This is a genomic window from Rhizobium sp. SG570 (genome assembly GCF_012275345.1).
Taxonomy (GTDB): Bacteria; Pseudomonadota; Alphaproteobacteria; order Rhizobiales; family Rhizobiaceae; genus Rhizobium; species Rhizobium lusitanum.
The window spans coordinates 49,255-71,423 of record NZ_JAAZQI010000001.1 but is presented as its reverse complement, the minus strand read 5'-3'; the positions used below and the strand labels follow the sequence as shown (position 1 = coordinate 71,423).

The following is a 22,169-nucleotide window of genomic DNA, read 5'->3' as shown; positions in this document are numbered from 1 at the left end:
ACTTATCTCTTGTTGCGGACAAGTTGTATCAAATCCGGCATCGCGTCAAACACGACTTCCGGAGAAAGCTGCTCCAGTTCCGCGCGATAACTGGGTGAATGAGCATGCGAACCACCGGTAAACGCGAAGACCGTCATGCCCGCCGCCCGCGCCGCCGTGATCCCCGCCGGACTGTCTTCGACGACGATGCAATCTCCTGGGGCGACCCCCATCCGTTTGGCGGCAAAGAGGAAAAGATCGGGTGCGGGCTTGCCCCGCTTGACCATGCTGGCGCTGAAGATGTTCGGCTCCAGCCGCTGCAGAAGGCCGGTCACCCCGAGCGAGAGCCGGATACGTTCCAGCTGGCTCGAAGACGCGACGCAACGGGGAAGCGTCAGTGCATCCAGCGTTGCCGCAATGCCGTCGATCGGCTTCAGCTCGTGCTTGAAGCGCTCGTAGAGATCGTTGCGGATGCGATCGAGGAAAACCTGGTCGATGAAAACGTCGAATTCCGTCTGTAGCGTGTCGACGAGCGTCGCGAGGCTCTTGCCGAGAAAGCGGCTGTAGACATCCTCCTCGCTCATATCCACGCCGACATCGTGCATCGCCCGGATGAGCACGCTGACCGACAGCGGCTCGCTATCGACAAGCACGCCATCGCAATCGAAGATTACGAGTCCCTTCTTCGCATCGGTCATCGTAGATCCAACCCGAATTCTGTTGCTGTCCCGCCGACCCTAATATCGACATGACAATGAAAAACGGCCGGAGCAGGAGAACTCCGACCGTTCAAAAGTTATTCCGCGAGTTTGTTGTCCAGGTATAGCTGCAGGGTGACGCGGGTACCCTTTTCCCACAGCGTTTTTAGGGCATGCGCGAAGCGCTTGCGGAAGAGATCGGATTTGGCGACGGTTCCGAAGATATCGTCGAACACGAGGAAGGCATCCGGATCGTCCTTTGCCTTCAAAGCGGCTTCGTGCAGCCGGTCGGCGCTGGCATCGTTGAAGACGATGTCCTGGCCGCTGTCGGTCTTGCCGGCGAAATATCGGCACCACAGGGCGGAGACCAGCGCGAGACCGACGACATCCTCGCCGCGGGCGAGGCGGTCTGCCGTGGACGGCAGGATGAACTTCGGCTGGCGGTTGGAGCCGTCCTGCGCCAGACGCGGAATGGTGTCGGCGATCTTCGGATTGGAGAAGCGCCGCTCGATCAGCTTGAAGTAATCCGCGAGCACCGTGTTCGGCACCGGCGGAATGACGGGGATGATCTCGTCATTCTCGAGCTTGGCGAGATAGGCGCGGATCAACGGTTCCTCCATCGCCTCATGCACGAAATGCACGTCCATCAGTGCCGCCGGATAGGCGATGGCCGCATGACCGCCATTGAGGATGCGGATCTTCATGTGCTCATACGGCGTGACATCCGGAACGAAGGTGACGCCGACCTTCTCAAGCGCCGGGCGGCCTGCCGGAAAATTGTCTTCCAGCACCCACTGCTTGAATTCCTCGCAATAGACGGGCCAATTGTCCTCGATATCGAAGACATCCTTGAGCAGATCGATCTCGCGCGTGCCGGTCGCCGGCGTGATGCGGTCGACCATGCCGTTCGGGAAGGCGACATTTTCGGCGATCCAGTCGGCAAAGGCCGGATCGGAAAGCTGCGCCGTACCGATGACGGCGGCTTTGGTGACGCCGCCATTATGGGGGATATTGTCGCAGGACATGACGGTGAACGGTTGCAGACCGGCAGCGCGGCGCGCCTTGAGGCCGGCGACAATAAGGCCGAACACCGTCTTAGGCGCATCCGGGTTCTGCCCGTCGGCGACGATCGCCGGATGGGCCGGATTGAACTTGCCCGAGGCATCGATGAAATAGCCGCCTTCGGTGATCGTCATCGAGACAATGCGGATGGAGGGATCGGCAAGCTTGGCGATGATCGTCTTGGCATCGCCGACCGGCAGGATGCCGACCATGGGCGCAGTGACGCGGGCAGCCGTGCGGTTGTTGTCCTGCTCGACGACGGTCGTCAGAAAGTCCTGCGCGGCGAGCTTCTCCCGCATGGCGGCATCGGACGGCAGCACGCCCGCGCCGACGATCGCCCAGTCATGGTCGTGGCCGGCGTTGAACAGGTCGTCGAGATAGATTGCCTGATGCGCGCGATGGAAATTACCGACACCGAAATGCACGATGCCCGCCGACAGCGACTTCGGATCATATGCGGGAATGGCGGCTGTTGCGGCCGCCTCCTGGAGAGTTGCGAGCGATAGTTTGCACGTCATGTCTCTAGTCCTTCTGGAAAGGTCTCTGGCTCCGGGCGGCTTGGGAGGACCGCTCCGGCTGGTATGCTTCCCGGCCCGCTGATATCGATGGATGCGGACCGGGACAGATGCATTTGCCGAGCGCATGCGGCGAGCAAGGCGTCGGCGCGGGGCTCAGATCGACAATCCCTCGGCGTTGAACCGGTGAATCTGCGACTTGTCCGGCGTCAGATAGACTGTATCTCCGGCGCGGGCCGGGAAATCGCCGGAACCGCGTGCCGTCATGACACCGATCCCGTCGACGTCGATATGCAGGAACGTGTCGGAACCAAGGTGCTCGGCGACGGTTACCTTGCCCTGCCAGTCGCCCGAAGTGGTCGACAGCAGGACATGCTCCGGCCGAACGCCGATCGTGTCGCCGCCAAGACTCTGCGCATAGGCGCCCTTGACGAAATTCATCTTCGGCGAGCCGATGAAGCCGGCGACGAAGAGATTGCGCGGTCTCTTATAGAGCTCCAGCGGCGAGCCCACCTGCTCGATGTTGCCGCGGTTGAGCACGACGATCTTGTCGGCCATGGTCATGGCTTCCACCTGATCGTGCGTCACATAGACCATCGTCGTCTTCAGCTGCTGATGCAGTTCGCTGATCTCGAGGCGCATGTTGACGCGCAGCGCCGCGTCCAGGTTCGACAAGGGTTCGTCGAACAGGAAGGCTGCCGGCTGGCGCACGATGGCCCGGCCGATGGCGACGCGCTGACGCTGGCCGCCGGAAAGCTGGCGAGGCTTGCGCTCCAGATAATCGGTCAGGTTGAGGACGCGTGCTGCGTCCGACACTTTCCTGTCGATCTCCGCCTGCGGCAGGTTCGCCATCTTCAGCGGAAAAGCGATGTTCTTGCGTACGCTCATATGGGGATAGAGCGCATAGGACTGGAACACCATGGCCAACCCTCGGTCGGACGGCTTCAGATTGGTGCCGTCCTTGCCGTCGATCAGGATCTGCCCGCCGGAGACGTCTTCGAGGCCGGCGATCAGACGCAGCAGCGTGGATTTGCCGCAACCCGACGGGCCGACGAACACCACGAACTCGCCATTGCTGATTTCGAGGTCGATGGAAGGGATGACCTTGGCTTCGCCAAAGACCTTAGAAACCTTCTTAAGGACAATGCTACCCATGTTTCTCTCCCTTACTTAACCGCGCCGAAGGTAAGGCCGCGAACGAGTTGTTTTTGACTAAACCAGCCGAGGATCAGGATCGGGGCGATCGCCATGGTCGATGCCGCCGAAAGCTTGGCATAGAACAGGCCCTCCGGGCTGGAATAGGAGGCGATGAAGGTGCTCAGCGGCGCCGCGTCGACGGCGGACAGGTTGAGCGTCCAGAAGGCTTCGTTCCAGGCGAGGATGATGTTGAGCAACATCGTCGAGGCAAGGCCGGGGATCGCCATCGGCGTCAGCACGTAGATGATCTCCTTTGCCAGCGTCGCGCCGTCCATGCGGGCGGCTTCGAGGATCTCGCCGGGGATCTCCTTGAAGTAGGTGTAGAGCATCCAGACGATGATCGGCAGATTGATCAGCATCAGCACGACCACCATACCCACCCGGCTGGCGAACTGGTTGTTGAGCAGCCCGAAACCTTGGAACAGCAGATAGATCGGGATGAAGGCGCCGACCGGCGGCATCATCTTCGTGGACAGCATCCACATCAACACGTCCTTGGTCCGCTTGGTCGGCGAAAATGCCATGGCCCAGGCGGCCGGAACGGCGACGATGAGGCCGAGGATCGTCGAGCCGAAGGCGATGATGACCGAGTTGCCGAAGTGGAGGAAGTAATCCGAGCGCGACTGCACCTCGAAATAATTCTCCAGCGTCCAGTGAAAGAAGAGGAACTGTGGCGGCGAGGCGATCGCATCGCCTTCCGTCTTGAAGCTCGTCAGGATCGTCCACAGGATCGGGAAGAAGATGAGCAGGGCGACGATCCAGGCGACCACCGACATGAGCACCTTGCGTTGCGTAGTGACTTTGCGTGCCATCTTAAGCCTCCAGATTCTTGCCGACCGCGCGCATCAGGAAGATCGCGACGATATTGGCGAGGATGACTGCGATGATGCCGCCCGCCGATGCGCCGCCGACATCCTGCGACAGCACGATCTGCGAATAGACAAGATAGGTGAGATTGGTCGTCGCCGTGCCCGGGCCGCCATTGGTGGTGACGAGGATTTCGGCGAAGGCGGACAGAAGGAAGATCGTCTCGATCAGGATCACGACCGTAATGGCGCGGGCCAGATGCGGCAGGGTGATATAGATGAACTTCGAAACCGGGCCTGCGCCGTCCATTTCGGCGGCTTCCTTCTGCTCTTCGTCCAGCGACTGCAAAGCGGTGAGCAGGATGAGCGTGGCGAAGGGAAGCCACTGCCAGGCGACGATGATAATGACCGACAGCAGCGGAACGGTCTCCAGCCAGGTCAGCGGATCGAGCCCGAACAATCGGAAGAGATGCGCCAGCAGCCCGTTCACCGGGTTCATGAACATATGCTTCCAGATGAGGGCGGCGACCGTCGGCATCACGAAGAAGGGCGCAAGCACCAGCATGCGCACGATGCCCTGGCCGAAGATCGGCTGATCAAGAAGGAGTGCCAGCGCTATGCCGCCGACCACGGTAATCAGCAACGCACCACCGACGAGCAACAGCGTCACGATCAACGAACTCAGGAAGGCCGGATCGCTTAAGAAGTATTCGAAGTTGAGCCAACCGACGAAGTCGTGCGCGCCGGGCGACAGGAGATTGTAATTCAGCGTCGAGAAATAGATCGTCATCACGAGCGGGACGATCATCCACGCAAAGAGGAGGAGAACCGATGGCGCCATCATGATGCGCGCGGTGGAACGGGTGTGCAACGTTGCCATGGCAAGTACCGACCTATCTTTTAAGCAGGGAGAGGTGGCCGTGGACCGGCTGAAATAAAAAGGGCCGCCAAGGGCAATGCGGGCGCTCGGCGGCCTGGTGGAAAGCAATACCCGAGAGGAGCACTGCTTTCCATACCTTCAACGGCTTCTATTTCGGATAACCAGCCTTCGTCATTTCGCGGCTGGTCAGCTGCTGTGCGGCCTTGAGAGCCTGATCCACGGAGATCTGGCCGGCAAGGGCTGCGGAGAACTGCTGGCCGACGGCCGTGCCGATGCCCTGGAATTCGGGGATCGCCACGAACTGGACGCCGACATAGGGAACCGGCTTGACGGTCGGATGCGTCGGATCAGCAGAGTTGATCGAGTCGAGCGTCATCTTCGCGAAAGGCGCAGCCTTCTGGTAATCCGCACTCGCATAGAGTGACGTACGGGTGCCGGGAGGTGCGTTCAGCCAACCTTCCTTCTGGGCGACAAGGTTGGTGTAATCCTTGCTGGTTGCCCAGGCGATGAACTTCTCGGCGGCCTCGGTCTTCTTCGAAGAGGCCGGGATGGCGAGGTTCCATGCCCAGAGCCAGTTGCCACGCTTGCCGAGGCCCTTGTCCGGAGCCAGCGCGAAGCCGACCTTGTCTGCCACCTTCGACTGCTTCGGGTCGGAAACGAACGAAGCTGCAACCGTCGCGTCGATCCACATGCCGCACTTTCCGGTCTGGAAGAGCGACAGGTTTTCGTTGAAGCCGTTCGACGATGCGCCCGGAGGGCCGGCGTCCTTCATCAGCTTGACGTAGAAGTCGAGCGTGTTCTTCCACTCCGGCTGATCGAACTGCGGCTTCCACTTCTCGTCGAACCAGCGCGCGCCGAACGAATTCGACATCGCCGTCAGGAACGCCATGTTCTCGCCCCAGCCGGCCTTGCCGCGGAGGCAGATGCCGTAGACTTCATGATCCTTGTCGGTGATCTTGCGGGCAGCATCGGCGATGAAATCCCAGGTCGGCGCATCCGGCATCTTCAGGCCGGCCTTGTCGAACAGGTCCTTGCGGTACATCACCATCGAGCTTTCGCCATAGAACGGCGCAGCGTAAAGCTTGCCGTCCGTGGTCAGGCCGCTGCGAATGGCCGGGAGCAGGTCATTCACATCATAGTTCTTGTCGCCGGAGAGCTTGTCGAGCGGGGCGAGCCAGCCGAGCTTGCTCCAGATCGGCACTTCATAGGTGCCGATCGTCAGAACGTCGTATTGGCCCGCCTTGGTGGCGATGTCGGTCGTAACCTTCTGGCGCAATACGTTTTCTTCAAGGGTGACCCATTGCAGGTCGATATCGGGGTTCTTGGCTTTGAAATCGTCCGTAAGCTTCTGCATACGGACCATGTCGCCATTGTTGACTGTCGCAATTGTAAGGGTTTCAGCAGACGCCAAGCCGGCAAACATCAGGGCCGAGCAGGCGCTCAGCAATATGGTTTTCAATTTCATATCTTCCTCCCAGAAGATTAAAAATGAGCATTCGCTTTGCTCGTGGGCAATTACTCACCTCTTGCGACAAAATGTCAATGCGAATTCGTTGCTGCATTGCCGTGCAAACAACCTATCTATTTGTTTTCATGGACTATATTTTTTGCTCACGCCCTGAGCAAAAATTCGGCAACAGCCTCATCGGTAATCAAACCGTTGATTTGGCGGCCAACGACGGCCGCTTTGATCGCCTCGAACTTGCGTCTTCCCTTGGCGATTCCAATGACGGAAGAGGTGTCGCGCGACGGCAGGGGCGCGCTTGCGACGCGATCGTTGACGTCATCAGGCATCAGCTTCCCCTCGCCATCGAAGACCCAGCCGCAGATCTCGCCGGCAGCGCCGCGCTTCATCAGCGCCAGCATCTCATCCTTCTCGAGAAAGCCGTCGAGGCAAAGGGGCGCCTCGATGCCCATCTCGCCGATACCGACGAAGGTCACGTCGGCCTGCGCGCTGATATCGAGCGTCGAACGCACCAGCGCCTGCGCATGCAGGAGCTCGCGCTCCCCGGCGGAGGACACGAGCACCGGCAGCGGCATCGGAAAGTGCCGCGCCTTGATGACGTCGGCCATGCTGAAGATGACGTTGTAATAGGCAGCCGAGCCGTCCGGGCCGATATTGCCCGTCAGCGACACCACGCGATGCTGCAGACATTCGATGGCAGGCAATTGATCGACCGCGGCCTTCAGCGTGCGGCCGGTACCGATCGCCAGCACGATCGGATCGCTGCGCCTCAGCCAGCGCTCGATCTCGGCGGCGCCCGCCTGGGCGATGCCGATAGTGGAAGACGTGCCGTCGGGATCGCTCGGCACCACGTCGACATGCCGGAGATTGAATTTCTCGCGCAACGCGGCGGCATATTCCAGGCAGGCGGCGATCGGATGATCCAGCCGCACCTTGATCAGCCGTTCCGCGACAGCCAGCGACACCAGCCTCTGCGCCGATTGTCGGGAGATCCCCATGGCGACCGCAATCTCGTCCTGTGTCCGCCCGGCGACATAGTAGAGCCACCCGGCTCGCGCCGCGTCGTCAAGCCGCCCCTGGGAATCCAGCTTCTTCGCCATCGCATTCCTTTACCGAAACAGCGCTCTTGTCCGAGTATCGGATCACTCAGTTTCCGGCGGGATGACGCCCTTGGTCAAGGTGAAACAACCATAGAAGCGGCGTTCGCCGGTCTGAACAACGCAATAGGCATTCTTTGCACGCTCGTAGAAAGCGAAGCGCTCGACAGGCGACAACGGCCAATGCCTGCCTTCGGCCTTGTCGATCGCCGCCTGCACCTCGTGCTGGACCTGCGGCACCTCGTCGGGTGCGCCGACCACTTCCATGCGCGTCGCCGCATCATCGATGAACGTATCGAGCGGCATCAGGGACAGCAGCGCGGCAACCGCGTCGGCGGCCGAGACGTTGTCGATACGCAGGAGATGGCCCAAAGTCGTCTGCTGAGCGATGGCTTCGGCGGGAAAATTGGTGTCGACAACGACCAGCATGTCCCCGTGCCCCATCGACTTCAACGCATACAGCACGTCCGCATTCAACAGCGGCGAAATTCCCTTCAGCATGATCGAGCATCCTTTGATTGCCAGTGGCGGCTCTCCCGCGGCCGCCTCGTTCTCCGGGGCAAAGAAGTAACTACGGCGTTCCTATCTGTCCATAGGCACCGGGAACGTTTTCGGAAGGAAATCAGGCTATGAATACGCTCATCTCAGCTCGGCTTATTTCGGCCGTTATTGACCCGATACGTTCACCGGCATTAACTGAGGTCCGGTCAGTAGCTGAGAGGCACAGGTGCGAATTCTTCTGGTGGAAGACGATGATACGATCGGCAGCGCGGTTCGCGATCATATCGCGGCAGGTCCCCATGCCGTCGACTGGGTTAAAAACCTGGCCGATGCCGAAGAGGTCACCAACGCCGTGCAATACGGCCTCATCCTGCTCGACCTGCAACTTCCGGATGGCAGCGGCGTTGATTTTCTGAAAAGACTGCGCCGGAGACCGGATGAAACCCCGGTCATGATCCTCACCGCCCGCGACCAGATCTCCGATCGCATCGAAGGCCTGAACAGCGGCGCGGACGACTATCTCGTCAAGCCGTTCAATCTGGGCGAACTCACCGCCCGCATCCTGGCGGTCGCCCGCCGTTATACCGGCAGTCCACAACCGACCATTCGGTTCGCCGATCTCGAAATCGATCAGCCGCAGCGGCGCGTCCGGCTTGACGGCAGGGACATCGTTCTCACCGGACGCGAATGGGCTGTGCTCGATCTGCTTGTGGCACGACCGGGTGCCATCGTGTCGAAAGACAAGATAGAGGAAGCGCTTTACGCCTTCGGCTCCGAGATCGAGAGCAATACGGTCGAAGTCTATGTCAGCCGTCTGCGCAAGAAGATCGGCAGGGACCGCATTCGGACGGCCCGCGGCGTCGGCTATTGCCTGGGCGACCGATGACTGAGCGCACGGGGCCTAGCCGCGCCAGCATCACCAGGCGTCTCATCGCCGCGCTCACAGGCACGGTCGTGGTCTTCTGGCTGATTGCGGTCGGCATCGGCGTCTATGTGGTCAACAAGGAACTCTCGGAGACCTTTGACGGCGCGTTGCAGGAAACCGCCGAGCGGCTGATGCCGCTGGTACTCGACGATCTTGCCAATCGCGATCCCTCTAGCGATCCGCAAAGCCTCAAGGAACTCAACAAGGGGCTGAACCGCGAATATCTGACCTATCAGGTACTCGACGGAAACGGCAAGGTCATCCTCCATTCGCATGACGCGCCGGCCACGGTCTACGACGTGCCGTTGAAGGTCGGTTTCCACAATACGCCGCGATATCGCATCTACACGGAATCATCCCAGGACGGCTCGGTCTTCCTGCATGTCGCCGATGCCTTCAAGAATCGCCGGGAAGCCTCGCGGGAAAGCGGCGTCGCGCTGCTCTGGCCTTTGCTGGCCCTCATCCCCGCCAGCATCATTGCCATCGGCTTCGTCGTCGGCCGCTCCCTGCGGCCGATCGACCGGTTGAGATCGCAGATCGCCACCAAGGACAGCGGCAATATGGCGCCGTTGGATAGCGACGTGCTGCCGCGCGAACTCCAGCCGATCGCCCGCTCCGTCAATCTGCTGCTCGATCGTCTGCGGCTCGCCCTCGAGGCCGAGCGCGAATTCACCGCCAACAGCGCCCATGAACTGCGCACGCCGATCGCGGGCGCTCTCGCGCAGACCCAACGCCTGCTCGCCGAACTGCCGCAAGGCCAGTTGACGGAACGCGCCAGCCGCATCGAGACCTCGCTGTCCAACCTCGCCCGGCTGGCGGAAAAGCTGCTCCAGCTCTCCCGCGCTCAGGCCGGTATCGGCGCGGGCGACAAGCCCGCCGATCTGATTGCGGTCATCGAAAGCGTTATCGGCGACTACGACCGCGACACCGGCACCGCCGGCCGCGTCCTGCTGGAGACCGGCGCCAAGGAAAAACTGATCCGAAACGTCGATATCGATGCCTTCGCCATCATCATGCGCAATCTGATCGAAAACGCGTTGATCCACGGCCCGGTCGACGACGAAGTAACCATCAGCGTCGACGGTGGCACGGTCCGCGTCGTCAACGCTGGCGATGTGCTTTCGCAGGAAGAGCTGGCCGGCCTGAAGAAACGCTTCTGGCGCGGCAAGACGAAGGCCACCGGTTCGGGCCTTGGGCTTTCCATTGTCGAACGCATCGTCGATCAGATCGGCGGACGCATCGAACTGCTGTCGCCCGCCACGGGCAGAGCCGATGGTTTCGAGGCCAGGATCACGCTGCCTGCCGGCTGACCGCTTCGCAGCCAGGCACGGATTGATCTTGCAAACACCGGCAAAGGGTGCGAGCAAGTGCCGCATGTTTCCTGCAGGTCGGTATTCATGATCGTTTCCTTCGACATCGGCGGTAGCGCCATCAAAGGCGGCATTGCCCGCTCCATGACGGATATTATGCCGCTGGCGCGGCGCCCCACACCCAAGCACGACTTCGCCGAATTCGTGGGTGTTCTGCGCGCCGTCATCGCCGAAGCAGGCGAGAAGCCGGATTGCCTCTCCTTTTCCATTGCCGGCGTGGTGGACCCCGATACCCAGGCACTCACCTGCGCCAACATTCCCTGCATCCATGGTCGACGCCTGGCAGCAGACCTGGAGGCCGAACTCGGCCATCCCGTCCTGATCGCCAACGATGCCGATTGCTTCGCCATGGCGGAAGCCATGTCGGGCGCCGGCCGCGGTCATCGCATCGTGTTCGGCGCCATTCTCGGCACCGGCGTCGGCGGTGGACTGGTGGCCGACGGCCGTCTCGTCAACGCTGCCGGCGGCTTTGCCGGCGAATGGGGCCACGGACCCATCATCGCGTCCCATGCCGGCGATCCGCAGGTCGCCATCCCGGCCTATCCCTGCGGCTGCGGCCAGAAGGGCTGCGTCGATACCGTCGGCGGCGCCCGCGGCATCGAACGCCTGCACAAGACGCTGCACGGGCTGGAATTGACCAGTGAAGAAATCATCGACCATTGGCTGAAGGACGACGTGCAGGCACGGCGCACGATCGACGTCATGATCGACCTGGTCGCCTCGCCGCTCGCGCTGACGGTCAACATAACAGGCGCGACCATCGTTCCGGTCGGCGGCGGTCTCTCCAATGTCGAACCGCTGCTGGCGCGGCTGGACGAGGCGGTGCGCGCCCGAATCCTGCGCAAGTTCGGTCGGCCGCTGGTGGTGCCCAGCCAATGCAAGCTCGAGCCCGGGCTCATCGGCGCTGCCCTGCTGGGGCTGCAATATGCCGGAGAGCGCGACCATGCTGCTTGAGGTCTGCATCGAGGACATCGCCGGCCTCATGGCTGCCGTCGAGGGTGGCGGCGATCGCATCGAGCTTTGCAGCGCACTCGCCGTCGGCGGCTTGACGCCGAGCGCCGGCCTCATGGCTGCCGCGGCCAGCATGCCCGTTCCCGCCTATGCCATCATCCGCCCGCGCGCCGGCAGCTTCGTCTATTCGGCCGACGAACTCGCCATCATGAAGCGCGATATCGATGCGGCCCGGCATACGGGCCTCGCGGGCGTCGTGCTCGGCGCATCGCTGCCGGATGGACGGCTGGATTTCGATGCGCTGGCGGCGCTCGCCGCCCATGCCGAAGGTCTCGGCACGACGCTGCATCGCGCGTTCGATCTGGTCCCCGATATAGGGGAGGCCGTGGAAGTGGCCGTTTCCCTTGGCTTCGAGCGAATCCTCACATCGGGAGGCGCAAAGACTGCCGCAGAAGGGGTCGCCGCTCTCGAGCAGGCGATCACTATTGCCGCCGGCCGCATCTCCATCATGCCCGGCTCGGGCGTCAACATCGCGACGATCGGTCAATTGTGGCCACGATTGCCGATCAGCGAAGTGCACTCCTCCTGCGCCGTCACCACGGCCGAGACGGACGAACGCCTGCTCACCCTCGGATTCTCGGCGGTATCCGCACGCCACACCGATGCGGCGACCGTCAGGGCGCTCAAGGCCTACTTCGCCTGAGCAACGTCATGAATTGACAAAGAAACATTAGAATGATCAATCGTTCATAAACGCATATGCTGTAGCGATGGACGGGCTGCGCAACAGACAGTTATTGCAGCAAGGCAGATTTCCTCGGGAGTAGCTGTAGATCTGAATCATGTCGGTGGCGCCACCTAGCAAGAAAAGCATGGCTGTCTTCTGGATTGCGGCGATCATTATCGGCTCGATAATCTTGGCGACTGCGTTGCTTGCCAACGACATGCGTAACCTGCGGGCGCTGGACAGCCGCTATCACCTGAACCTGTTTTCCCAACCGGCCCAACAGGCAGCAATGTCACCGGCAAAAGCCGCCAGGGTCAAGACTCCGCCGCCTGCCGGAGCTGCCCCGAACAATACGGTTGGAAATGCTGCGACTGTCGTAGCTGGCACAGCGGCACATGCCCCCGCGACACCGGCCAAGGCGGCGGCGGCCAAACCGCCACATACCAAAACATCCCACTTGTTTGACGCCCCCGTCGACGCTCTGCTGAGCGCCTTCGTACGAAACTGGCGGATATCGGGCCAGACACTCTGCGCCGATCTGGCAAAATTCGGCCTGCCCGTGGGTGAATGGCGGCAAAGTGAATTGGGCACCGGCACATCCGAATGCAGCTATGCCGTCCAGAAGGGCGCCTATGGCAACGCGAACGCGGCATCTTTCTTCATCATCGCCCGCGGCAAGCCGACCGGCGAACTCGACACTATCCGCATCAAAGTGATCATGCCCGATAATCCCGATGGCAAGGCTATCGGCGGCATCTTCGTCGACGCCGTCGTGCTGCTGCTGAACGAGACACACTGGCTGGACTTTCAGACGGCGCTGGATGCGATCGGCAAACTGCAGGACGTGACGCTGCAAGCCTTCGGCGCCAAGCTCAGCTTCTTCAAGGAATTCCGGGGCAACAACAGTTTCAATCTTCAGCTGGAATTGCGCAGAACCGCGCCCGAGCAGATCCGGACGGCCATCGTCTTCGACAAGGCGCGCTGGACGCTGCCCTCCCCCTTATCGATCAACTAGAGCAATTCGAGGAACGGTGCGTAGCGCTTTTTCCGTCCGGAATTGCGCAAAAACAATAGCATAAAGCGGCTAGGCGCTTCCGTGAAACGCGTTACCGCTCCAGGCGATCGGGCAAATACCGGATGACGATCGAGCCTTCGGTCTGTCCGGTTTTTGTTGCGCCGCGCCATGGATGGTGGTCATATGAGGACGATTCCGAAGGTCGGCGGATCACCGGCCGCAAGCGACATGATTCCCGAGAGCACGAAGCGGTTTCCGAAGGGATTCATGCCTATCATAAACACGCCAGATCCCCCTCCGGCGGTGGAAAGCTAATACATCCCATGGATTCGACGGACCCCAATCCGCAGGGCCAGACTTTCGCGGTCGAACGCAACCCTCGCCTCCGCTACATCATACCCGCCGTGGTCGCTGTCGCCTTCCTGATGGAACAGCTCGATTCGACCATTCTCATCACCGCCGTCCCGGATATCGCCAAAAGCCTCGGCACCACTCCGGTGCGCATGAACCTCGCGGTGACAACCTATATCCTGACGCTCGCGATGTTCATCCCGGTGAGCGGCTGGTTCGCGGATCGCTTCGGTGCCCGTCGCATCTTTGCCCTGTCCCTCTTCATCTTCACCGCCGGCTCGATCCTGTGCGGCGTGGCAACGAGCCTGCCCATGCTGATCGCCATGCGCGCGCTTCAAGGTTTTGGCGGCGCGATGATGACGCCGGTCGGACGGCTCATCCTCATCCGTAGCTTTCCGCGCAGCCAGCTTGTGACCGCGATGACATATATGACCCTGCCTGCCGTCATCGGCCCGGTGATCGGTCCGGTGCTCGGCGGCTTCCTGACGACCTATCTTTCCTGGCGCTGGATATTCTGGGTGAACCTGCCCTTCGGCCTGATCGGCATATTTATGGCGCTGCGCTATGTCGAGGACACCACACGCGACAAGTCGATCAAGTTCGACTTTCCCGGCTTCATCATGGTCGGTGTCGGCTGCGTGCTGCTGCAATACGGTATCGAAAATATCGGCCGTCCCACAATTCCGCTCTGGGCCATCCTCCTCGTTCTTGCCGCCGCCGGTCTCCTGCTCGTCGGCTTCATCCGCTATGCGAGGACGGCTGTATCGCCGGCTGTGGATCTCACGTTGTTCAAGCTGCGCACGTTCCGCGTCGGCACGCTTGCCGGCGGCATCTGTCGCGTGGGGCTGAACGGCGTTCCCTTCCTGTTGCCGCTGATGCTGCAGGTCGGCTTCGGCCTGAGCCCGATCGTGTCGGGCACGCTGACCTTCGTCAGTGCGCTGAGTGCGCTCGTCGTGCGGCCCGTTTCGGTGAAACTATTGAAGCTCTATGGCTTCGACCGCATCCTGACATGGAGCGCCGTTTTAGGCGCAGCCGTCGTTGCCGGTTTCGCCCTGATCACGCCCGAGACGCCGCACTGGTTCATCATTGTCTATGTCTTCATCTTCGGGCTGGCGCGCGCGGCGCAATTCATGACCTCCAACACGCTGTCATATTCCGATACGCCGGCAGCCCAGCTTAGCCGCGCGACCAGCCTCGGCGGCGTCCTGCAGCAATTGAGCGTCAGTTTCGGCATTTCCGTTGCCGCCATGCTGCTCGGTCTGGTCACGCTGGATGGGTCTGCGCTGACGCCGGAGAAATTCCATCTGGTTTTCCTGCTGATGGCCGTGATCCCGCTGCTCGGCATACCCGGCTTCCTCAAGCTGCAGCCGGAAGACGGTGTGCAGGTGAGCGGCCATCACCGCCGACCTGAAAAGTCATCATAGAAGGTCTGCAGCTCTCACGCCGCGAGCACGGAAGAGCGCGGATGCACGAGGTGGTCGCGAAGCACCGTCCCGGCGCCATCGACTTCCTGCATCACCACATCATAACTCCACAGGTCGGCAAGATGCTGGAGCACCCGCTTGGCGTCCATATCGTCAAGCAGCGCGCCGTTCAGCACCGTGTGCCGGACGATCAACCGCCTGTCGCCGGCGAGATCGACATCGACGATCTCGATATGTGGATCGATCCAGCCGACGTCATATTGCCGCGCCAGTTCCCGGCGGATGCGCCGGTAGCCGCGCTCGTCATGGATCGCTGCCACCCTCAAACCCTCTTCCTCTTCGGGATCGTCGGTCAGGTGGAACATCCGCATCTTCCGCATCAGATGCGGGCTGAGGAATTGCGAGACGAAGCTCTCGTCACGATAATTGGCCCAGAGGTCGCGCAGCACTGCCATGGCATCGCCGGTGCCGGCGATTTCCGGGAACCACTGCCTGTCCTCCTCCTTCGGCTTCGTCACGATGCGCTCGAGGTCCTGCATCATGGCAAAACCGATCGCATAGGGGTTGAGGCCGGAATAGCGCTGATCGTTGAAGCTCGGCTGGAAAACCACGTTGGTATGGGATTTCAGGAATTCCAGGAAATCGCCGTCGCTGATACCGCCAAGCTCATGCAGCCGGGTCATGATGCGATAGTGCACATAGGTCGCGGTGCCCTCGTTCATCACCTTGGTCTGGCTCTGCGGGTAGAAATACTGGGCGACGTGGCGCACGATGCGGATGATCTCGCGCTGCCAAGGCTTCAGCCGCGGCGCCATTTTCTCCAGGAAGTAAAGAATGTTCTCCTGCGGCAGGCCCGCAAGCGAGCGCCGCCGCTCCAGATCGAGGTCGGGCATCTTCTTGCCTGGCCCGACCGGAATCGTGCGCCAGAGATCGTTGAAGATCCGCTCGTCATATTCGCGGCGTTCGCGCTCGCGCTTTTCCTCGTCGCGCAGGTCGGGCGTCTTCCTGCCGGCATAGCGATGGACGCCATGCGACATCAGCGCATGCGCGGCATCAAGCGTCCGCTCGACGGCGGCATGACCATACCGCTCCTCGCAACGCGCGACATAGCCCTTGGCGAAATTGAGATAGTCGAGAATGCCCTCGGCGTCGGTCCAAAGCTTGAACAGGTAGTTGTTCTTGAAGAAGTGGTTGTGGCCGAAGGCGGCATGCGCGATGACCAGCGCCTGCATCGTCGCCGTATTCTCCTCCATCAGGTAGGAGATGCATGGCGAGCTGTTGATGACGATCTCATAGGCGAGCCCGCGAAGACCCTTGCGATAGAAGGCCTCGTGATGGGCGAAATGCTTGCCGAAGGACCAGTGCTTGTAGAACAGCGGCATGCCGATCGAGGAATAGACGTCGAGCATCTGCTCGGCGGTGATGATCTCGATCTGGTTGGGGTAAACGTCGAGACCAAGTTCCTTGACGGCAATCTTCTCGCAGGCATCGTGGATTCGCTGAATGGTGGCGAAATCCCAGTCCGCACCTTCAAAAAGCCGTTCCATCGATGCTTTCGCCATCATCCACTCCTGGTTTCTGCCGTCCGACGCTGGAAGAGATCGTGGAAGACCGGATAGATCTGGCTACGATCATTCACGCGCCGCATCGAGAGCACCGGCCAGGCCGCCTGCAGCCGCTCGTAGAGCGACCAGATCGCCGAGCCCGACGAGATCGCGACGCTGCGTGATTCGCCCACTTCCAGATAGGCGAAATACTGGCAAACCGGCAGGATTTCGCCAGTCAGGAGCGCAGCGGTCGTCGCATTGTCTGAATAGGCGTTGTCGCCGTCCGATGCCTGCGCGGCATAGATATTCCAGTCCGATGGCGGGAAGCGATCGTGCACGATCCGCCGCATCGCTTCGAGCGCACTCGAAACCTGTGTGCCACCCGTCGCCGGACTGCGAAAGAACGTCTCCTCATCCACCTCCTCGGCCACGTCGGTATGCCGGATGAAGACGATCTCGACACGGCGATACTGCCGGGTGAGGAAGATGTAGAGCAGCATGTAGAAGCGCTTGGCGAGATCCTTCATGTGCTCGGACATCGAGCCGGATACGTCCATCAGGCAGAACATGACGGCCTGCGCCACCGGCTTCGGCTCGTTCTCGAAACGGCGATAGCGGATGTCGATCGGATCGATATAGGGAATGCGCCGAACCTTGGATTCCAGCAGCTTGATCTCAGCCTCGAGCTGGGCCCGACGCTTCTCGTCCTTGCACTCTTCTGCCTCTTCGATGAGCTTGGCGACCGTTTCCGGCTTCGGACGATGCAGGGCGACACGCCGCATCATCGCCAGCCGCATGGTGCGGTTGATCGCCAGATTGGCGGGCGATCCCGTCACCGAATAGCCTGATCGTACTGGATTGATCTGGTCTGTCGATATAAGCCGCCGCTTGGCGAGATCCGGCAGCTCGAGATCGTCGAGGAAGAGATCGAGGAACTCATCGCGCGTCAGGATGAAGCGGAAGGCGTCCTCGCCGGTACCGTCGCCGCCGGCGCGGGGCTTGCCGCCGCCGCTTTCCGGACGCGGGATGATGTCGCCTTCCAGAAAGTCCTTGTTGCCGGGAAGAATATGCTCCCGCAGCCCTTCCGGGCCGCGATGGAACCGAGGTTCCTCGGTTCCATCCAGGGGAATGCTGATTTCGCCACCTTTCAGAATGTCCTGAATGTCGCGATTTTGAGAGGTTTCATAGACCGCTCTCTGCACCAGCGCTTTTGCTCTTCGCAAAAATCGTTGACGATTTTCTAAACTTTTGCCGCCTGGGTTCAGGCGTCGGTCAACAATGTGCATTCCTTCTTCCTTGGTGGCTCATCCCGCCTGTTTCACACGCATGTACCATTCCACAAGCCGTCGAACCTGACGCTCGGTATAACCCCGCGCCATCATGCGCTCGACGAATTCGCCATGTTTCTTTTCGGACTCGCCGTCCTTCTTGGACCCGAACGAGATAACAGGCAGAAGATCCTCAACCTGGGAGAACATCCGCTTTTCGATGACTTCGCGGATTTTCTCGTAGCTCGTCCAGGATGGATTCTTGCCGCCGTGACTCGCCCGCGCCCTCAGGCAGAACTTGACGATCTCGTTGCGGAAATCCTTCGGGTTGGCAATACCGGCCGGTTTCTCGATCTTGGTGAGTTCCTGATTGAGAAGCTCGCGGTCCAGAAGCTGACCTGTATCGGGATCCTTGAAGTCGACATCCTCGATCCAGGCGTCGGCGTAGTCGACGTAGCGATCAAAGAGGTTCTGTCCGTAATCCGAATAGGACTCCAGATAGGCCTTCTGGATCTCATGCCCGATGAATTCCGCGTACCGCGGTCCGAGTTCGCTCTTGATGAACTCGATGTAGAGCTTCTCGGTTTCGAGCGGCAGCTGCTCCCTGCGGATCGACTGCTCCAGCATGTACATCAGGTGCACCGGATCGGCGCCGATCTCGGTGGTGTCGTAGTTGAAGGTCGCCGCCAGCACCTTGAAGGCAAAGCGGGTCGAAGCCCCGTCCATGCCTTCGTCGACGCCGGCAGAGTCGCGATATTCCTGCACGCTGCGCGCTCTCGGATCGGTCTCCTTCAGGCTCTCGCCGTCATAGACCCGAAGCTTGGAGAAAGCAGTCGAGTTTTCATGCTTGGAGAGCCGCGTCAGAACCGTGAAGCGGGCGAGCGTCTCCAAAGTCGACGGCGCGCAGGGCGCGTCGCTGAGCTCGGATTCCTCGATCAGCTTCTCGTAGATCTTCTGCTCTTCGGTGACCCGCAGGCAATAAGGCACCTTGACCACGCAGATGCGGTCGATGAACGCCTCATTGTTCTTGTTAGCCTTGAAGGTCTGCCACTCCGACTCGTTCGAATGGGCGAGAATGATGCCGGAGAAGGGAATGGCGCCGATATTCTCGGTGCCGATATAATTGCCTTCCTGGGTCGCCGTCAGCAGCGGATGCAGCATCTTGATCGGCGCCTTGAACATCTCGACGAACTCGAGAATGCCCTGGTTGGCACGGTTCAGCGCACCCGAATAGCTGTAGGCGTCGGGATCGTTCTGCGCCAAGCTTTCGAGTTTGCGGATATCCACCTTGCCGACCAGCGAGGAGATATCCTGGTTGTTCTCATCGCCCGGCTCCGTCTTGGCGACGGCAATTTGTCGCAGCCTGGAGGGCTGCATCCGGACGATGCGGAAACGGGAAATATCGCCTTCGAACTCTTCCAGCCGCTTCAGGCACCATGGACTCATGAGGCCGGTCAGGCGGCGACGCGGAATGCCGTAGCGCTCCTCGATCATCGGCCCCATGGTGACGGGGTCGAACAGGCTGAGCGGACTTTCGAAGACCGGGCTCAGCTCATTGCCGGCCTTGAGCACATAGATCGGATGCACTTCCATCAGCGACTTCAGCCGCTCGGCAAGTGAGGATTTGCCTCCGCCGACAGGCCCGAGCAGATAGAGGATCTGTTTACGCTCTTCCAGCCCTTGCGCCGCATGACGGAAGAAGGCGACGATGCGTTCGATCGTCTCCTCCATGCCGAAAAAGCCGGCAAAGGCGGGATAGGTCCGGATTGTCCGGTTCATAAAGATACGCCCAAGTCTGGTGTCCTTGGCCGTATCGATCAGCAGTGGTTCTCCCATCGCGGCCAGCAGGCGCTCCGACGCATTTGCGTACATGAGCGGATCATCCCGGCACGCATCCAGGTATTCGGAGAATGACATCTCGACTTCGCGCCGTGCTTCGAAAGAACGGGCGAACGTGTTGAATAGCACATCGTTATTTGACATGGCGCCTCGATAGCTTGCTATTGCAATAAACGCCGGACTTAACGAGATCACTTATCCCGCTAGTATCTAAGGTGCGGTAAGAGTCGCTTCGAATCAATAGGTGACCCGTACAATAATTCGTACGCTTGATTGCAAATGTCATCAACATGTTGAAGGGACCATGCACCGAATTAATGAAGAACGCCCTTAAGTTGTTGCAATCAACGACACCCCATCAAGGGATGTACACCCTCGAAAAAACAACTTGACCGGCTTTCCCATGCGGGAAGCCCGGCCTTGATGAACCGAGCGAGACCAGCGTCAATCCGACAATATCAGCATAATTTTGGAGAAAAGATGGTGCCCAGAGCCGGAATCGAACCAGCGACACGCGGATTTTCAATCCGCTGCTCTACCAACTGAGCTATCTGGGCATCCGAGCTTCGCGTACGGATAAGAGCCTCGAAAGGCTCTGGGCGGTTGGTTCGCCCCGGAAGCGAGCGGGGTTATAGCATCTTGTTCGTCCATGTCCAGCCGCAAATGACTCTTTTTTGACAGGAAATGGAGTTTTGGCAATTCACGAGCAAAATGAAGGGGTTCGCAACGCCGAACAACGCCGGGAAGCGGTGTTTACTCGCTCTCGGAGCCGTCGGCTTTCTCCTCTTCCTCGGTAACGGGAATGGCGTAGGAGCCATTGAGCCACCGCGAAAGATCGAGCGAACGGCAGCGATCCGAACAGAAGGGATAGTGTTCGCGTACCGAAGGACGGCCGCATTCCGCGCAAGCGCGCGTCTTGCGCAGCGGCTCGATCTTCGAGCCCACCTTGATCTCACCAACCTTCGTCATGATTCCTATCCTTCCTGCCATCCAGCGTGAACGTCGAATCCCTCGCCCGCCAGCAAAAGCATGGTCTCATAAAGCGGCAATCCGACGACATTGCTGTAGGAGCCGATCAGCTTCTGCACGAAGGAGCCTGCAAGCCCCTGGATGCCATAGGCTCCGGCCTTGCCCCGCCACTGGCCGGACGCCAGATACATTTCGATATCGCGGCTGGAAAGCCGCTTGAAGCGCACCTTGGTCTCCACAACTTTCTGACGCAGCTTGCGGTCCGGGGTGATCAGGCAGATCCCGGTATAGACGACATGGCCTCGTCCCGAGAGAAGATGCAGGGCCGAAGAGGCTTCGTCGACGAACTCCGCCTTCGGCAGGATACGCCGGCCGACGGCAACGACCGTGTCGGCGGAGAGAATATAGCTGCTCTGCCAGGCGACATCGCTCTTCACGGCCGCAAACGCCGCCTCGCCCTTCTCAGCCGAAAGCCGCCGCGCCAGCGAGCGCGGATGCTCCGACTTCTTCGGCGTCTCGTCGATGTCCATGGGCATGAGACGCGAAGGCTCGATGCCTGACTGGTGCAGGAGCTCGACGCGACGCGGCGATCCGGAAGCCAGTATCAGCTTGTGTTTCAACGCCATCAGACCTCGACCTGTCATGCGGGGATGAGAACCGGCTCCAGAGCATGATGCCGAAAAGTGTTAGGGGATTTCGGGCTACATCATGCTCTACTTCTTTGAACCCAGAGCGGCGGACTACTTGAAACGGTAGGTGATGCGGCCCTTGGTCAGGTCATAGGGGGTCATTTCCACCAGCACCTTGTCGCCGGCAAGAACGCGGATGCGGTTCTTGCGCATGCGGCCTGCCGTGTGGGCGATGATCTCGTGTTCGTTTTCCAGCTTCACGCGGAATGTCGCGTTCGGCAGGAGTTCGGTGACGACACCGGGAAATTCGAGGACTTCTTCTTTCGGCATTAAAGCTTCTTTTCCTGTCGGTTGAGGTCGGCGCCCATGACAAAAAGCCGGGGGTCGCCGGAAATTGCGCGGAAACTACACAATCGCCGCGGTTTTGTGAACCTCGTTGATAAGGGTTTCTGCATTTGTTTCATCCGCAGCTCTAAAGCGAGCCGCGATGTTCCACAAGTCGGCTTTCGATCAGCCCGAGAAGATAGTCCCGAACCTCGCGGTAGGCGGTGAGAACCTGCTCGCGGGTTCCGTCCGTCGCGGAGGGATCCATGGTCGGCCAATAAATGACATCCACGGCATTGGCCCTGGTCAATTCAAGGGCGGCGTGATGCGCCTCCGGCGAGAGGGTGATGATGACATCGAAGAAATCATCCTCCAGCTCCTCCATGGTCTGCGGCTGCCGGCGGCCGAGCGAAAGCCCCATCTCATCAAGCACGACATCGACGAAGGGATTGCGCTCGCCGGCGCGCACGCCCGCCGAGGCGATATAGGTGCCCTGCGGCAGCATATAGCGCGCGATCGCCTCGGCCATCGGCGAGCGGATGGTATTGAGCCCGCACATGAAGAGGATGGCGCCGGGCGCTTTGCCACCATGCTCGCCCCCCTGCCTCTGCTCTGGCACCCGCCCCATGA

Annotated in this window: 21 protein-coding genes and 1 tRNA gene; 6 read left to right on the top strand and 16 right to left on the bottom strand. The window is 60.5% G+C overall.

Features of this window, described 5'->3' with window-relative positions; all coding sequences use genetic code 11:
* Positions 1-2: 2 nt before the first annotated feature.
* From FHT28_RS00350 to FHT28_RS00315, 8 genes are all read right to left on the bottom strand, one after another.
* Positions 3-677: an HAD family hydrolase gene (locus FHT28_RS00350; protein ID WP_047639012.1), complete on the bottom strand. Its 675-nt coding sequence runs from the start codon at positions 675-677 to the stop codon at positions 3-5.
* Between the two features lie 98 nt (positions 678-775).
* The gene (locus FHT28_RS00345; protein WP_168595308.1) at positions 776-2,257 is read right to left on the bottom strand and encodes a mannitol dehydrogenase family protein; all 1,482 of its coding nucleotides are present in this window, start codon (positions 2,255-2,257) and stop codon (positions 776-778) included.
* 153 nt (positions 2,258-2,410) lie between these two features.
* Positions 2,411-3,409, bottom strand: a complete 999-nt coding sequence (locus FHT28_RS00340; RefSeq protein ID WP_037200074.1) for an ABC transporter ATP-binding protein — start codon at positions 3,407-3,409, stop codon at positions 2,411-2,413.
* An 11-nt stretch (positions 3,410-3,420) separates the two neighbouring features.
* A complete protein-coding gene (locus tag FHT28_RS00335; protein ID WP_037200073.1) occupies positions 3,421-4,263 on the bottom strand; it encodes a carbohydrate ABC transporter permease in 843 nt (280 codons plus the stop codon).
* Between the two features lies 1 nt (position 4,264).
* Positions 4,265-5,137 carry a sugar ABC transporter permease gene (locus FHT28_RS00330; RefSeq protein WP_037200071.1) on the bottom strand — a complete coding sequence of 291 codons (873 nt, stop codon included), beginning with the start codon at positions 5,135-5,137 and terminating at the stop codon, positions 4,265-4,267.
* Positions 5,138-5,285: 148 nt separating this feature from the next.
* The gene (locus FHT28_RS00325; protein ID WP_037200070.1) at positions 5,286-6,602 is read right to left on the bottom strand and encodes a sugar ABC transporter substrate-binding protein; all 1,317 of its coding nucleotides are present in this window, start codon (positions 6,600-6,602) and stop codon (positions 5,286-5,288) included.
* Between the two features lie 146 nt (positions 6,603-6,748).
* A complete protein-coding gene (locus FHT28_RS00320) occupies positions 6,749-7,702 on the bottom strand; it encodes a sugar-binding transcriptional regulator (protein WP_037200068.1) in 954 nt (317 codons plus the stop codon).
* 42 nt (positions 7,703-7,744) lie between these two features.
* Positions 7,745-8,200, bottom strand: a complete 456-nt coding sequence (locus FHT28_RS00315) for an RbsD/FucU family protein (RefSeq protein ID WP_168595307.1) — start codon at positions 8,198-8,200, stop codon at positions 7,745-7,747.
* Between the two features lie 226 nt (positions 8,201-8,426).
* Here FHT28_RS00315 and FHT28_RS00310 point away from each other — a divergent pair, with 226 nt between their 5' ends.
* From FHT28_RS00310 to FHT28_RS00285, 6 genes are all read left to right on the top strand, one after another.
* Positions 8,427-9,086, top strand: a complete 660-nt coding sequence (locus tag FHT28_RS00310; RefSeq protein ID WP_037200066.1) for a response regulator transcription factor — start codon at positions 8,427-8,429, stop codon at positions 9,084-9,086.
* On the top strand, positions 9,083-10,435 hold the full coding sequence (locus FHT28_RS00305) for an ATP-binding protein (RefSeq protein ID WP_168595306.1): 1,353 nt from the start codon (positions 9,083-9,085) through the stop codon (positions 10,433-10,435). Before FHT28_RS00310 ends, FHT28_RS00305 begins: the two co-directional genes overlap by 4 nt.
* Positions 10,436-10,522: 87 nt before the next feature.
* Positions 10,523-11,449: an ROK family protein gene (locus tag FHT28_RS00300; RefSeq protein ID WP_168595305.1), complete on the top strand. Its 927-nt coding sequence runs from the start codon at positions 10,523-10,525 to the stop codon at positions 11,447-11,449.
* Positions 11,439-12,149: a copper homeostasis protein CutC gene (locus FHT28_RS00295; protein WP_168595304.1), complete on the top strand. Its 711-nt coding sequence runs from the start codon at positions 11,439-11,441 to the stop codon at positions 12,147-12,149. Before FHT28_RS00300 ends, FHT28_RS00295 begins: the two co-directional genes overlap by 11 nt.
* Before the next feature lie 169 nt (positions 12,150-12,318).
* The gene (locus tag FHT28_RS00290) at positions 12,319-13,188 is read left to right on the top strand and encodes a DUF6030 family protein (RefSeq protein WP_246704779.1); all 870 of its coding nucleotides are present in this window, start codon (positions 12,319-12,321) and stop codon (positions 13,186-13,188) included.
* A 323-nt stretch (positions 13,189-13,511) separates the two neighbouring features.
* A complete protein-coding gene (locus FHT28_RS00285; RefSeq protein ID WP_047555257.1) occupies positions 13,512-14,963 on the top strand; it encodes a DHA2 family efflux MFS transporter permease subunit in 1,452 nt (483 codons plus the stop codon).
* A 14-nt stretch (positions 14,964-14,977) separates the two neighbouring features.
* On the opposite strand, the gene FHT28_RS00280 is transcribed toward FHT28_RS00285, so the two are convergent.
* The 8 genes from FHT28_RS00280 to FHT28_RS00245 all read right to left on the bottom strand — a co-directional run bounded on the left by FHT28_RS00280 (position 14,978) and on the right by FHT28_RS00245 (position 22,167).
* Positions 14,978-16,528, bottom strand: a complete 1,551-nt coding sequence (locus FHT28_RS00280) for a SpoVR family protein (protein WP_047555256.1) — start codon at positions 16,526-16,528, stop codon at positions 14,978-14,980.
* Entirely contained in the window at positions 16,525-17,796 is a 1,272-nt protein-coding gene (locus FHT28_RS00275) for a YeaH/YhbH family protein (protein ID WP_037200055.1), read from the bottom strand. Before FHT28_RS00275 ends, FHT28_RS00280 begins: the two co-directional genes overlap by 4 nt.
* 18 nt (positions 17,797-17,814) lie before the next feature.
* A complete protein-coding gene (locus FHT28_RS00270) occupies positions 17,815-19,761 on the bottom strand; it encodes a PrkA family serine protein kinase (RefSeq protein ID WP_037200054.1) in 1,947 nt (648 codons plus the stop codon).
* A gap of 337 nt (positions 19,762-20,098) precedes the next feature.
* Positions 20,099-20,174 (bottom strand) — tRNA-Phe (locus tag FHT28_RS00265).
* Positions 20,175-20,370: 196 nt separating this feature from the next.
* Entirely contained in the window at positions 20,371-20,586 is a 216-nt protein-coding gene (gene yacG, locus FHT28_RS00260) for a DNA gyrase inhibitor YacG (protein WP_037200052.1), read from the bottom strand.
* Positions 20,587-20,591: 5 nt separating this feature from the next.
* Complete coding sequence (locus FHT28_RS00255) at positions 20,592-21,212, bottom strand: Maf-like protein (RefSeq protein WP_047555254.1); 621 nt, start codon at positions 21,210-21,212, stop codon at positions 20,592-20,594.
* Positions 21,213-21,326: 114 nt separating this feature from the next.
* Positions 21,327-21,545, bottom strand: coding sequence for a translation initiation factor IF-1 (gene infA / locus FHT28_RS00250; RefSeq protein WP_004117876.1), 219 nt, complete (start codon positions 21,543-21,545; stop codon positions 21,327-21,329).
* Positions 21,546-21,687: 142 nt separating this feature from the next.
* On the bottom strand, positions 21,688-22,167 hold the full coding sequence (locus FHT28_RS00245; RefSeq protein WP_052211978.1) for a low molecular weight phosphatase family protein: 480 nt from the start codon (positions 22,165-22,167) through the stop codon (positions 21,688-21,690).
* Positions 22,168-22,169: the final 2 nt, after the last annotated feature.